Source organism: Vibrio hepatarius, from assembly GCF_001274785.1.
Classification (GTDB): Bacteria; Pseudomonadota; Gammaproteobacteria; order Enterobacterales; family Vibrionaceae; genus Vibrio; species Vibrio hepatarius.
Genome location: NZ_LHPI01000008.1, coordinates 248882 through 262326, shown reverse-complemented (window position 1 = coordinate 262326; position 13445 = coordinate 248882). Strand labels below are relative to the sequence as shown.

Below are 13445 nucleotides of genomic sequence, written 5' to 3'. Positions count from 1 at the left end.
ATGTTAAATCCGAACCGTGTTATGAAACAACCTTTGGAGTTGTAGGCATTTAGATTGTTTTTTCATAGCCAATTATAGGCACCAGCTCGCAACTCACTTGGTATTGCCCGGTTGTGTGACTGAGTTAGTAGTTGTATCGCGTTTTGCTTGTTACACTCGGGCGAAAACAACCGATAAGGTGAGGAAAAAATAGAATGTACACCGCGGAAGAAAAAGCGCGTATTAAATGGGCGTGTCGTCGAGGTATGCTAGAGCTCGATGTAGTGATCATGCCTTTTTTTGAAGAGTGTTTTGAATCGTTACAAGAAAATGAACAGCGTGATTTTGTCTCTTTGCTGGAATGTGATGACCCTGATTTGTTTACGTGGATCATGGGCCACGGCCGCAGCGAAAACCTAGGGCACGCTTCGATAGTCGATAAGATTGTTGCTCACAACCTCAGCAAAGTGCGTTAGGTTTTACTTAACGCCTTCGTATTTAGCAAAACAGGTCAATATTCATTGCGCAATATTGGCCTGTTTCTTCATTGTTCACTCCGACTTTCCGCTCGCGCCGTCTATTTGGCTGATTTATCTTGTCATCGATACCTTTGTTAAGCTTGGCTTGTGGGTGGTGCCGTTGGTTGGCGAATTAGAACTAAGCCAAGCGGGTCAAAGCCGTTGTAATGATGATGAATTTTCCGTTCGACGGACAATCCTATTACTCGACAAGGTTGGGATATTGTTTGTATTGAAGGATGGAAGGCGTCGTATGCTGTGGCGGGACAGCCTGAAAGAAGCAGACTACCGACATTTATTGGTGTGGTTAAAAAGGGAGCATTGAGCTCCCTTTTTTGGTCTATTTCAGTTTTTCTGGAACCAAGATGGTTGGTCCGCTGTTTTCCGCCAGTTCTGGGTAGTCGAGCGTGTAGTGCAGGCCACGGCTCTCTTTACGTTGCATCGCACAGCGCACCATCAACTCAGCGACTTGTAGCAAGTTGCGAAGCTCCAGAAGGTTGTTGGAGACGCGGAAATTGCTGTAGTACTCGTGCGTTTCTTGTTGTAGCAACTGGATACGGCGCAGCGCGCGCTCAAGGCGTTTGTCCGTGCGGACAATACCCATGTAATCCCACATAAACAGGCGCAGTTCGTGCCAGTTGTGCTGGATCACGACTTCTTCATCCGAGCAGCTTACTTGGCTTTCATCCCACGCGGGCAAGCTCGGTGGAAGCTCCGCATCGTTAAGTTTTTTGATGATGTCTTTAGACGCCGCCCAGGCGTAAACCACGCACTCTAGTAGCGAGTTTGATGCCATGCGGTTTGCACCGTGCAGACCGGTGTAACTCACTTCGCCAATCGCGTACAGCTGGGCTAAATCGGTTTGGCCTTGGAAGTCGACCATTACACCGCCACAGGTATAGTGCGCGGCAGGGACAATTGGGATCGGCTCTTTGGTCATATCGATACCAAGGTCGAGCAAACGCATGTTGATCGTCGGGAAGTGCTTTTCAATAAAGTCGGCTGGCTTGTGGCTGATATCTAGGTACATACAATCTGCACCCAAGCGTTTCATCTCAAAGTCAATCGCACGAGCAACCACATCGCGCGGTGCTAGTTCTTCGCGCTCGTCAAAGTCTGGCATAAAGCGACTGCCATCTGGGCGACGTAGATACGCGCCTTCACCACGCAGCGCTTCCGTTAATAGGAAGTTTCTTGCTTCTGGGTGGTACAAGCAGGTTGGGTGGAACTGGTTGAATTCCAAGTTTGCGACTCGGCAACCTGCGCGCCAGGCGATTGCGATACCGTCGCCAGAAGAAACATCTGGGTTTGAGGTGTACTGATAGACTTTCGACGCACCACCAGTAGCAAGGACAACGAACTTCGCGCGGACGGTTTCGACGTGCTCTTCGTTGCGGTTCCAGATGTAGGCACCGATGACTTTCTTGCTGTCACCACCGATCTTGTCTTCGGTGATTAAATCCAGTGCATTATGGCGCTCAAGTACCGTGATATTCGGGTGGTTGTGGGCGTTATCTTGCAGCGACGTTTGCATCGCCATGCCGGTTGCATCTGCGGCGTGAAGAATACGTCGGTGGCTGTGCCCGCCTTCGCGTGTTAAGTGATAACGCGGATGTTCATCGTCGTCGTCATCTTCTTCACGGTCAAATGGGACACCACCGTCAATCAGCCATTGCACGCACTTCTTGGCGTTTTTAGCGATAAATTCAACGGTCTCTTTCTCGCAGATCCCGCCGCCTGCGATTAAGGTATCTTGTACGTGCGATTCAATGCTGTCTGACTCGTCAAATACTGCTGCGATGCCGCCTTGAGCGTAATACGTCGCCCCTTCATTGCGAGGTCCTTTGCTCAATACAATGACTTTGCCGTGTTTTGCCACACGTAACGCCAACGATAGCCCTGCTGCGCCACTACCTACCACTAACACATCACATTGATGTTCACGGTTTGCGTTCATAAAACTTTTAAATTCCCGAGTTAAATTATCTCGAAGCACGGAATATACCCTTCGGACAGGGGGATTAGGTGCGTCGAACGAAGAGCGATCCCACTCTCACCAATCTACGTTTTACCACTGTCGCTACTGAAAACTTCAGAGGCAGCTCACTATAATAGCACTTGCTTATCTGCAATTCTTTGTAAATAGCATTGCTTTTGTTGACCTTCGTCCTCACAATTCGAATCAGAAGGTATTTAGCTCATCACTAACTAAAAATTAGTTTAGAGAAAGTTTGAACTATCTATATTTTGCTAGGTCACAATAGTGCTCAAGTAAGCAGTGGTGTCAATACTACATTTTGCATAATTAATGCTCATATCTGAGAAGATAGAGAGCTAAGAACGATAGGAGTACCCGCTCGAATGAACGAGCAGCTGACCGATCAAGTATTAATTGAGCGAGTTCAGAATGGAGATAAGCAAGCATTTAACTTACTGGTAATGCGATACCAAAACAAGGTTTGTAACCTTATCTCTCGCTACGTCAAAAACCCCGGCGATGTGCCAGACGTAGCACAAGAAGCATTTATTAAAGCGTATCGAGCGATTCCTGGTTTCCGAGGCGAAAGCGCCTTTTATACATGGTTATATCGTATCGCGGTTAATACTGCTAAGAACCACCTCGTGGCACAAGGTCGCAGACCACCAGGCCAAGATGTGGATACTGAAGAAGCTGAATATTACGAAACCGGTAGTGCATTAAAAGAAATTTCGAACCCTGAGAACTTAACGTTGTCCAATGAATTGAAACGAGTAGTTTTCAGTGCGATTGAAGCACTGCCTGAAGATTTGAAAACCGCAATGACGCTACGCGAACTGGATGGTTTGAGTTATGAAGAAATTGCGGCAGTAATGGATTGCCCTGTCGGAACGGTGCGTTCGCGCATCTTCCGCGCACGTGAAGCGGTTGAGAAAAAAATTCAACCTCTTTTGCAACGCTAATACCAGTGACATTTATGGTGAAAATAATGGCTGACAAAGAGAAACTTTCAGCGCTCATGGATGGAGAGTTGGTCGATAAGGTTCTGATTAACGAGTTAGAACGTGACCAAGATAGCCAGCAGATCTGGAAAAATTACCATTTAATTGGTGATGTGATGCGAGGCGAAGCACCGGAAAAACCGGAGTGGAATATCGCTGAAAGTGTAGCTTTAGCACTTGAAAATGAGCCTGCGCACTCAACATATAGCTCTCAGCGTTCTGTGATTGAGCTTGACGAGTTCAGAGGCAAAGAGTCACAACCGACTCCGGCTAAAGCTCGTCGACAGTTACCTGCGTGGTTGAATCAGTTTGGGCAAGTTGCGGTGGCAGCTTGTGTCTCGCTGGCGGTTATCCTAGGTGTGCAACAATACGGCGGCAGCGATCCAGCAGCCCCACAAGCAGACCAGCTTCCAGTTCTCCAAACGATTCCTTTTGCGGGTAGTGCGGAACCTGTAAGCCTGACGCGCGCGTCGGTTGAAGAACAGCAAAACCTGAACGCGTCTAGCATTCAAGAGCAGCGTCGTCGCATCAACGCTATGCTACAAGATTACGAATTGCAACTGCGCTTAAATAGCGAAAGCATTACTGACCATAGTGATGATTCAGAAACGGTAGTTGAATGAAAAAATTTCTGATCAGTGCGCTTACACTGTTCAGTTTGAATGCGGCACCAGCCTTTGCAGAACAACAAGCTCCTGCAGAGGCTTTGTTGCATCAAATGAATGAAGCAAGCCAGCACCTCAATTATGAGTTGTCATACATCCTTATCAAGAAAAACAGTATTGAGCCTTTGCTGTATCGCCATGCGCGAGATGGCGAACAACAGCTCGCGCATCTGGTGTATTTAAGCGGACCGATTCGTGAAGTGATTCGTCGCGGCGAAGAAGTCAGCTATATCGAACCAGGTGTTGAACCGTTTACGATTGAATCGGGCAGCATGGTTGCGCCCGTTATTCCATTTCTCAACACCAACGTGGATGACCTGAGCGAGTTCTATGACTTTATTCAGGTTGGTCGCGCTCGTGAGGCAGGTTCGGCTTGTCAGGTATTACGTGTGGTACCAAAAGATGGGCTGCGTTACTCGTACGTATTGTGGGTTGATGAAAAGAATAATCTACCGCTAAGAGCGGATCTGATTGACCGTGATGGTGAGATTCTTGAACAGTTTCGCGCGGTGTCTTACAGCGTGAGTGACCAGGTGGTGGATATTCTCAGTGCGCTTAATGAAGTCAAACTTCCAGAAGTACTCTCTTTACCGAAAGGTCAGGTCAAAGAGTCTTTTTGGCGCGTGAAATGGATTCCTGAAGGCTTTGAGCCCAAAGATTTGAACCGCTACCGAATGGCGAACACTGAGCGTATGGTCGAAAGCCAGATGTACAGCGATGGTCTATTTAGTTTCTCTGTCTATGTGGCTGACAGTGACAACTTGTCACTCAAAGGCCAATTGGTGAGACAAGGGCGACGTACGCTGCACAGCTTGGTGAACGGCAATCTCGAAGTGTCAGTAGTTGGTGATATTCCACCTGCAACCGCGAAGCGAATTGCGCAGTCAGTGGTGATTGCTCAGAGTAGTAGACCATGATGACCGCATTAGCGACCGTGTCTGCTGTAAAAGCCAATGCGACCGGTTACGAAGTCGAATTGAGCTGCGATCAACAAACCAGTTGCAGTAGCTGCTCGTCGCAAAAGAGCTGCGGTACGGGTGTCGTCTCCAAAGCTATTGGTAGAAAGTCGCTCCATTGGCATTTAGTTACCAAAAAAATCGTTAAAGAAGGTCAGGTGGTGGAAATCGGTCTGCCTGAAAAGAGCCTGCTACAGTCAGCGGCTATCGTGTACCTTATTCCACTGTTTGCGCTCATCGTTGGCGCTTTGTTTGGTCAGTGGCTATTGCTGCCGTGGCTTGGCGGCGGCGAAGGTGTGGTGATTCTTAGTTCTGCTATCTTTACCGGAGCGGGGATTTACTTAGCAAAAGCGATGGCAGCCAAACAGGAAAGTCTCTCCTCACAGCAGGTTACTTTGCTTAGGGTATTGGGAGAACCAATTAGCTAGTGCGAAGCGCCCAGAAATTGGGTAGAATCTGCCAACTTGATTGAAATGCCGTCAAACGACGGCATTTCTATACCCATATTGAATATATCTGTGGGTAGTATTGTCCCTATTAAAAATGAGTTTAGTCACCCCAAATCATGAAGCACATTCGTAACTTTTCGATTATCGCCCACATCGACCATGGTAAGTCGACCCTATCTGACCGTTTGATCCAAGTTTGCGGTGGTCTAAGCGACCGTGAAATGGCAGCGCAGGTTCTTGACTCTATGGATCTAGAGCGTGAACGTGGCATCACCATCAAATCTCAGAGTGTGACACTAAACTACACCGCAAAAGATGGTGAAACTTATCAGCTTAACTTCATCGACACCCCTGGACACGTTGACTTCGCGTACGAAGTGTCGCGTTCTCTAGCCGCTTGTGAAGGCGCGCTGCTGGTGGTTGATGCGGGTCAGGGCGTAGAAGCTCAAACACTAGCTAACTGCTATACGGCGATCGAAATGGATCTGGAAGTTGTGCCAATCCTGAACAAGATCGACTTACCTGCTGCTGACCCAGAGCGTGTCGCAGAAGAAATTGAAGAAATCGTCGGTATCGATGCGATGGAAGCAACCCGTTGTTCGGCGAAAACCGGCTTGGGTGTAGATGAAGTATTAGAAAATATCGTATCTGCGATTCCTGCACCGGAAGGTGATCCTGATGCACCACTACAGGCACTGATCATTGACTCGTGGTTTGACAACTACCTTGGCGTTGTCTCTCTGGTACGTATCAAAAACGGCGTACTGAAGAAAAACGACAAGATCAAAGTTATGAGCACAGGCCAAACTTGGGGTGTTGACCGTTTAGGTATCTTCACGCCGAAGCAAGTGGATACTGATGTGCTGCGTACTGGTGAAGTAGGTTGGGTGGTTTGTGGTATCAAAGACATCCTAGGCGCGCCAGTTGGTGATACGCTGACGCAAGCGAAAAACGGCAGTGACAAACCGCTACCGGGCTTTAAGAAAGTAAAACCTCAGGTTTACGCCGGTCTGTTCCCTGTTTCGTCTGACGACTACGAGAACTTCCGTGACGCACTAGGCAAACTGAGCTTGAACGATGCGTCGTTGTTCTACGAGCCAGAAAACTCTGCAGCCCTAGGCTTTGGTTTCCGTTGTGGTTTCCTTGGCATGCTGCACATGGAAATTATCCAAGAACGTTTAGAGCGTGAATACGACCTAGACCTAATTACCACAGCGCCAACGGTAGTTTACGAAGTTGAACAAACCGACGGAAAACTGTTGTATGTCGATAGCCCAGCGAAACTACCTGCGGTAAACGACATCGAAGAAATTCGCGAGCCGATCGCGCGTTGTAACATCCTAGTGCCGTCTGAATACCTAGGTAACGTTATCACGCTGTGTGTTGAAAAACGTGGTACTCAGGTGGATATGGTTTATCACGGTAACCAAGTTGCGGTGACTTACGATATTCCGATGGCAGAAGTGGTACTGGATTTCTTTGACCGTCTGAAGTCAACATCACGTGGTTATGCTTCTCTGGACTACAACTTCCAGCGCTTTGAAGCGTCGAACATGGTTCGCGTAGACGTGCTTCTGAACGGTGACACGGTTGACGCGCTAGCGATGATCACACACAAAGACCAGTCTCAGACTCGCGGTCGTCAGTTGGTTGAGAAGATGAAAGAGTTCATCCCTCGCCAAATGTTTGATATCGCGATTCAGGCTGCGATTGGTAACCACATCATCGCGCGTTCGACGGTAAAACAATTACGTAAGAACGTTATCGCCAAATGTTACGGTGGTGACGTGAGCCGTAAGAAGAAACTTCTGAAGAAACAGAAAGAAGGTAAGAAACGTATGAAGCAGATCGGTAACGTAGAGCTGCCTCAAGAAGCGTTCCTTGCAATTCTTCACGTAGGTAAAGATTAATTTGTTGAGTTTGGCTCAATAAGGTAACTAATTAAGTGAAAGGGTTTCGGCTCTTTCACTTTCGTATTTTTAAGATAAGGGAAGTCAATGGCGAACACATTTTCACTGATCCTCGTTATCGTAACTTTTGTTACGGGTATCGTTTGGGTTCTAGAGAAGTTGGTTTTTGCTAAGAAACGTCAGGCTCAAGTTGCCGACGTTGAAGCGCAAACCAATGGTCTTGATGTTGCCACTCTGAACAAAGTGAACAAGCAACCTTGGTGGGTAGAGAACAGCGTTTCTATTTTCCCAGTGATTGCAGCAGTGTTAGTGTTGCGCTCTTTTATCTACGAGCCGTTTCAGATCCCTTCAGGTTCTATGATGCCGACTCTATTAGTTGGGGATTTCATTCTGGTTGAAAAATACGCCTATGGCCTAAAAGATCCAGTATGGCGCACTCAACTGGTCGAAACGGGTAAACCTGAGCGTGGTGACATCGTGGTATTCAAGTACCCACCTCAGCCAAACATTGATTACATTAAACGTGTCGTAGGCCTGCCAGGCGATACGGTACGCTACAGCAGCAAGAAAGAAATCTGTATTCAGGCAGCGGGCGAGAGCAGTTGTAAGCCAGTTAAACTTTCTAATGTTGAAGAGAGCCAATTTATCCAAAATGGTATCCCACTGATTCAGTTGGACGAAAAGTTGGGTGAAGTTGGTCACCAAATCTTGGTCAACCCATTACGCCGCGACCGCGTGGAAGCTTATCAACCACGTAACGGGGTCAACGAATGGGTCGTACCTGAAGGTCAGTATTTTGTGATGGGTGATAACCGTGACAACAGTGCTGACAGCCGTTACTGGGGCTTTGTACCAGAGGCAAACTTGGTGGGTAAAGCAGTAGGAATCTGGATCAGCTTCGAATTTGAACGTGGCTCAGACAGTGCGCTACCGTCTTGGATTCCAACAGGTGTGCGCTTTAACCGCATTGGTGGTATTAACTAAACAAATCGAGAGAGCATGAATTCTCCTATCGAAAAACTAGAGAAAAAGCTCGGCTATCAGTTTAATGATGCTGAGCTTATCAACTTAGCGCTGACTCACCGCAGCGCTAACGGTAAACATAATGAGCGTCTTGAGTTTCTGGGCGATTCAATTTTAAGTTTTGTCATTGCTGACGATCTTTATCATCGTTTCCCTAAAGTGAATGAAGGGGACATGAGCCGCATGCGCGCAACATTGGTGCGTGGTAATACATTGGCGGAGCTAGGTCGAGAATTCGAACTAGGAGATCACTTAAAATTAGGTCCAGGTGAGTTGAAAAGTGGTGGTTTCCGCCGTGATTCTATTCTTGCCGACGCAGTTGAAGCGATCATTGGTGCTATCTACCTAGACAGCGACATTGAGGTTGTTCGTGGCATCATTCTTAGCTGGTATAAACAGCGTTTGGAAGCCATCAAGCCTGGCGTTTCTCAGAAAGACCCAAAAACTCGTCTTCAAGAGTTTTTGCAAGGTCGCAGAAAGCCGCTGCCTGTTTACACAGTGACTAATATTAAAGGTGAAGCACACAATCAGGAATTTACTGTAGCGTGTGAAGTTGCAGGTATTGGAGATCCTGTAATTGGTAAAGGCACCAGCCGCCGCAAGGCAGAACAAGCGGCTGCTGAATTAGCACTAGAGCAATTGACCAATGACTGATTCAACAGACAACAACGAATTTGATATCGATGCGTTCTTCTCATCGAGCAATGAGCCTGCTAGCACGCCTGAAAACCAGCACTGTGGTTTTGTGGCGATTGTTGGCCGACCAAACGTAGGTAAATCGACGCTGCTTAACCGCATCTTGGGGCAGAAGATTTCGATCACCTCACGTAAACCGCAGACCACGCGTCACCGTATCATGGGTGTTGACACCGAAGGTGATTACCAAGCGATTTACGTTGATACGCCGGGACTTCATATCGAAGAAAAGCGTGCGATTAACCGATTGATGAACCGTGCTGCGAACTCATCTCTAAGTGATGTGAACTTGGTGTTCTTCCTCGTTGACGGCACGCACTGGACCAAAGACGACGAGATGGTGCTGACGAAGCTTCAGAAGTCGAACTTCCCAGTGGTACTGTGTGTCAACAAAGTGGATAACGTCCAAGACCGTAATGAAGTCATGTTACACATGATGGATATGTCGAAGAAGATGGACTTTGTCGATGTCGTGCCTATTTCGGCGAAACACGGCAAGAACATCGACGTGCTGCGCAAGCACGTACGTGACCATTTGCCAAAAGCGACACACCACTTCCCAGAAGAGTACGTGACGGACCGCTCTCAGCGTTTCATGGCGTCAGAAATCGTACGTGAAAAACTGATGCGTTTTACGGGTGAAGAACTGCCTTACTCAGTAACGGTTGAGATCGAGCGTTTTGATTACAACCCAGAAACCGACGGTTTCCACATCAACGCATTGATCTTGGTTGAGCGCTCCGGTCAGAAGAAAATGGTGATCGGTAAAGGTGGCGAGAAGATCAAAACCATCGGTCGCGAAGCGCGTCTTGATATGGAAGAATTGTTTGGCCGTAAGGTTTACCTTGAAACTTGGGTTAAGGTGAAATCGGGCTGGGCTGACGACGAGCGTGCTCTTCGCTCTCTTGGCTACATTGACGATTTATAAGGAACGCGAGGCAGTTAGCTTCGCTCCGAATCACAACAAATAAGGAGCCGATGGGCTCCTTATTTTTTATCTATTGGCAGAGACTATGTCCTCAGAAGGCTTACAGCGCTGTTTTGTTTTACATCGTCGCCCTTATAGCGAATCGAGCTTGATCCTAGACGTTTTTAGCGAGGAGTACGGCCGGGTTACGCTGATGTCTAAAGGTGCACGAAGCAAGCGTTCCAACTTAAAAGGGGCGCTGCAGCCGTTTACGCCACTGTTGCTGAAATGGTCGGGCAACGGCTCAATGAAGACGCTACGACAAGCTGAACCTATCAGTCTTGGTTTGCCATTAAGTGGGATTAATCTCTACTCGGCGATGTATGTCAATGAATTGATTGGCCGAGTTCTGATGGCTGAAGTGCCAATGCCTGCACTGTTCCACGATTACCTGCACGCGCTAACGGAACTGGCGCAGTGTGATAATCCAGAGCCCGCTTTGCGACGCTTTGAACTCGCAATGTTGTCGGCAATGGGGTACGGCGTCGACTTTCTGCATTGTGCTGGTACTGGCGAGCCTATCGATCCAGAGATGACGTATCGTTATCGGGAACAAAAAGGCTTTATCGCGTCGGTGCGTCGAGATAACCTGACATTTGTTGGTAACGAACTGATTGCGATCAGCGAGCGTCGATTTACCACAAAAGAACAACTTAAAGCGGCAAAACGCTTTACACGCATAGCCTTAAAGCCGTATCTTGGCGGCAAACCATTAAAAAGCAGGGAACTGTTCCTATCGTTGGTTCCCCGAGCACGGAGTATTGGAAAATGAGCTCAATTTACCTAGGTGTTAACATCGACCATATTGCGACTTTACGTAACGCGCGTGGAACTAAGTACCCAGATCCGGTACACGCCGCTGAAATTGCAGAACGTGCCGGTGCAGATGGTATTACGATTCACCTACGTGAAGACCGTCGCCACATCCTAGACCGAGACGTCCGCATCCTACGTGAAACGCTACAAACGCGCATGAACCTAGAAATGGCAGTGACTGACGAGATGGTCGAGATCGCGCTGAAAACGCAGCCTGAGTACGTATGCTTGGTACCAGAGAAGCGTGAAGAACTAACAACTGAAGGTGGTTTGGACGTTGTTGGTCAGCTAGAGAAAGTAAAAGCAGCTACACAAAAACTGACTGCTGCTGGCATTAAAGTATCTCTGTTTATCGATGCAGACCGCGAGCAAATCGACGCAGCGAAAGCGTGTGGTGCGCCGTTTATCGAGCTGCACACAGGCCACTACGCCGATGCAGAAACCGAAGCGGAACAACAAAATGAGCTGAAGAAAATCTCTGCAGGCGCAAGCTACGCGGCAGATTTAGGTATCACGGTTAACGCTGGCCACGGTTTGACTTACCACAACGTAGCCGCTATCGCTGCTATCCCTGAAATTTACGAACTGAATATCGGTCACTCGATCATTGGTCGTGCGGTGTTTGATGGCCTGCACAAAGCGGTTGCTGATATGAAAGCACTGATGGTTGAAGCGCGTAAATAATTATGGCGATTGTCGGTTTAGGAACAGATATTGCTGAGATTGAGCGTGTCGAAAAAGCGCTCGCGCGAACTGGTGAGGCGTTTGCTCGTCGTATCCTGACCGAACTGGAATTTGAAAAATTTCAGAATCTGAAACAACAAGGGCGTTTCCTCGCGAAGCGCTTTGCCGCGAAAGAAGCTGCATCGAAAGCATTAGGTACGGGAATCGCGCTTGGTGTGACCTTTCATGATTTTAGTGTAACAAATGATGAACACGGTGCGCCGCAGTTGACCCTTGCCAATAGAGCGCTCGAAATTGCGCAAAGCAAGCAAATTCGGCATATGCACCTTTCGATATCCGATGAACGACATTACGCAGTAGCAACGGTAATTTTTGAAAAATAGCGACTTTTAGTCGCTTTTTTTATGCGTTGACCAATAATTTAATAACAACCACATTACACTTTTCTCATTATTGGTATACTTTGAAATAAAGCTTAAAAAACAATTAAAAAACTAATTCGTATTTGCTAAGGACCGCAGTATGTCTAAACACAATACGGTTATGCTTGCGCGCAGTGTTCTTTTTCTAGGGCTTGTAACATCCAGTAGTCATATTCACGCACTGGAGTGGTCTGCTTCCGGTTTTGGGACGCTGGGCTACACCTATGAAAACGAAGAAGATATAGCTTACCGAAGAGATATCACCCAATCCGTCGATATTGACGACAACGGCACGTTTTCTAGCGATTCCAATCTGGGATTGCAGCTTGATGGTGCTTTCAACAGGCAATGGTCGGTGACAGCTCAGCTGTTACTGGACAACAGTGTATCCCACGATCTAGATGCGTTGACCGAATTAGCTTTCGTCCGCTATGAACCCAATGAATATTGGAGCTTTCGTGCGGGTCGTATCGGCGTCAGTGCCTATGCCGCAGCAGACAGCCGCCAGATCGATTATGCCCATCTCTGGGTTCGCCCACCTCTAGAGCTATACGGCGGTATTCCGTTTAATAACCTAGACGGCCTTGGTATCAGTTACATTTCTAATAACCCAGACTTCAACTGGAGCGCGACGCTTGAGTATGGGCAAAACAGAGAAGACGGTGAACTAGCGGCATCGGACCAAGAGTACGAAACCAAGCTCGACAACATTCTGAGTCTTTCGTTGGAGCTGGACCAGGATGCTTGGCAGTGGCAGCTATCATATGCTCGAGTAGGAAACTTAACCGTTGACCACGGTGACTTCATCACTAATGTTCAGACTCAAGTGAAAGGAGTGGCCGATTTAGGTATTCCTGGGATCAGTAACGACGCACAACAAGTCTATGACTATTTTATGGTCAAAGACGAGCGGGTGAATTACTTGCAGGCAGCTATGACCTACTTTGACGGGGTTTGGAGCTTCCAGTCTGAGTTATTTAAAGTTTATGCGGACAAAGATTCTATCCCACAAGGTGAAGGTGGCTATGCGCTCTTGGGTAGAACATTTGGTTCGGTGACGCCTTACGCGATCTACGGACGAGTTAGACAATCTAATGACAGATACGAGTCCAGTAGCGATTGGAGTGCTTTGAATCCTGCATTAGGTCCCCTACAGGCTGGTGCGTTATTCGGGATTAACTCGGTTCGGATCGAACAACAAACCTACTCGCTGGGGGTTCGCTGGGATCTGCTACCCAACTTAGCGCTAAAAGCACAAGTCGATCATATCGATATTGAGCCATACGGTTACGGGTTGTGGGCGATGTCGACAGAAGGGATAGATAAAGGGCGTGATGTCCAAGTTTATACCCTAAATATGAACTTTATTTTTTAGGGGGCT

15 protein-coding genes are annotated in these 13445 nt (G+C 47.7%); 14 read left to right on the top strand and 1 reads right to left on the bottom strand.

Annotated features, from left to right (window positions below; translation table 11 throughout):
* Nucleotides 1-194: 194 nt before the first annotated feature.
* The gene (locus tag AKJ31_RS10600; protein ID WP_053409063.1) at nucleotides 195-455 is read left to right on the top strand and encodes an FAD assembly factor SdhE; all 261 of its coding nucleotides are present in this window, start codon (nucleotides 195-197) and stop codon (nucleotides 453-455) included.
* The gene (locus tag AKJ31_RS23600; RefSeq protein ID WP_425425087.1) at nucleotides 424-822 is read left to right on the top strand and encodes a protein YgfX; all 399 of its coding nucleotides are present in this window, start codon (nucleotides 424-426) and stop codon (nucleotides 820-822) included. The genes AKJ31_RS10600 and AKJ31_RS23600 overlap by 32 nt, the downstream gene beginning before the upstream one ends.
* 15 nt (nucleotides 823-837) lie before the next feature.
* On the opposite strand, the gene nadB is transcribed toward AKJ31_RS23600, so the two are convergent.
* Nucleotides 838-2454, bottom strand: a complete 1617-nt coding sequence (gene nadB, locus AKJ31_RS10595) for an L-aspartate oxidase (RefSeq protein WP_053409062.1) — start codon at nucleotides 2452-2454, stop codon at nucleotides 838-840.
* A 404-nt stretch (nucleotides 2455-2858) separates the two neighbouring features.
* Between nadB and rpoE the strand changes: the two genes are divergently transcribed.
* From rpoE to AKJ31_RS10535, 12 genes are all read left to right on the top strand, one after another.
* The gene (rpoE, locus tag AKJ31_RS10590; protein WP_053409061.1) at nucleotides 2859-3437 is read left to right on the top strand and encodes an RNA polymerase sigma factor RpoE; all 579 of its coding nucleotides are present in this window, start codon (nucleotides 2859-2861) and stop codon (nucleotides 3435-3437) included.
* 26 nt (nucleotides 3438-3463) lie between these two features.
* On the top strand, nucleotides 3464-4099 hold the full coding sequence (locus AKJ31_RS10585) for a sigma-E factor negative regulatory protein (RefSeq protein ID WP_053409060.1): 636 nt from the start codon (nucleotides 3464-3466) through the stop codon (nucleotides 4097-4099).
* The gene (rseB, locus tag AKJ31_RS10580; RefSeq protein WP_053409059.1) at nucleotides 4096-5058 is read left to right on the top strand and encodes a sigma-E factor regulatory protein RseB; all 963 of its coding nucleotides are present in this window, start codon (nucleotides 4096-4098) and stop codon (nucleotides 5056-5058) included. Before AKJ31_RS10585 ends, rseB begins: the two co-directional genes overlap by 4 nt.
* A complete protein-coding gene (locus AKJ31_RS10575; protein WP_053409058.1) occupies nucleotides 5055-5525 on the top strand; it encodes a SoxR reducing system RseC family protein in 471 nt (156 codons plus the stop codon). The genes rseB and AKJ31_RS10575 overlap by 4 nt, the downstream gene beginning before the upstream one ends.
* 137 nt (nucleotides 5526-5662) lie before the next feature.
* Nucleotides 5663-7456 carry a translation elongation factor 4 gene (gene lepA / locus AKJ31_RS10570; protein WP_053409057.1) on the top strand — a complete coding sequence of 598 codons (1794 nt, stop codon included), beginning with the start codon at nucleotides 5663-5665 and terminating at the stop codon, nucleotides 7454-7456.
* A gap of 87 nt (nucleotides 7457-7543) precedes the next feature.
* On the top strand, nucleotides 7544-8440 hold the full coding sequence (lepB, locus tag AKJ31_RS10565) for a signal peptidase I (protein WP_053409056.1): 897 nt from the start codon (nucleotides 7544-7546) through the stop codon (nucleotides 8438-8440).
* Nucleotides 8441-8455: 15 nt separating this feature from the next.
* Complete coding sequence (gene rnc / locus AKJ31_RS10560; RefSeq protein WP_053409055.1) at nucleotides 8456-9133, top strand: ribonuclease III; 678 nt, start codon at nucleotides 8456-8458, stop codon at nucleotides 9131-9133.
* A complete protein-coding gene (era, locus tag AKJ31_RS10555; RefSeq protein WP_053409054.1) occupies nucleotides 9126-10103 on the top strand; it encodes a GTPase Era in 978 nt (325 codons plus the stop codon). The genes rnc and era overlap by 8 nt, the downstream gene beginning before the upstream one ends.
* A gap of 85 nt (nucleotides 10104-10188) precedes the next feature.
* Entirely contained in the window at nucleotides 10189-10914 is a 726-nt protein-coding gene (recO, locus tag AKJ31_RS10550; protein WP_053409053.1) for a DNA repair protein RecO, read from the top strand.
* On the top strand, nucleotides 10911-11642 hold the full coding sequence (gene pdxJ / locus AKJ31_RS10545) for a pyridoxine 5'-phosphate synthase (protein ID WP_053409052.1): 732 nt from the start codon (nucleotides 10911-10913) through the stop codon (nucleotides 11640-11642). The genes recO and pdxJ overlap by 4 nt, the downstream gene beginning before the upstream one ends.
* Nucleotides 11643-11644: 2 nt before the next feature.
* Nucleotides 11645-12025 carry a holo-ACP synthase gene (acpS, locus tag AKJ31_RS10540; protein WP_053409051.1) on the top strand — a complete coding sequence of 127 codons (381 nt, stop codon included), beginning with the start codon at nucleotides 11645-11647 and terminating at the stop codon, nucleotides 12023-12025.
* Nucleotides 12026-12164: 139 nt separating this feature from the next.
* Nucleotides 12165-13439 (top strand): porin family protein, encoded by a 1275-nt coding sequence (locus tag AKJ31_RS10535; RefSeq protein WP_053409050.1) that lies wholly within the window; start codon nucleotides 12165-12167, stop codon nucleotides 13437-13439.
* Nucleotides 13440-13445: the final 6 nt, after the last annotated feature.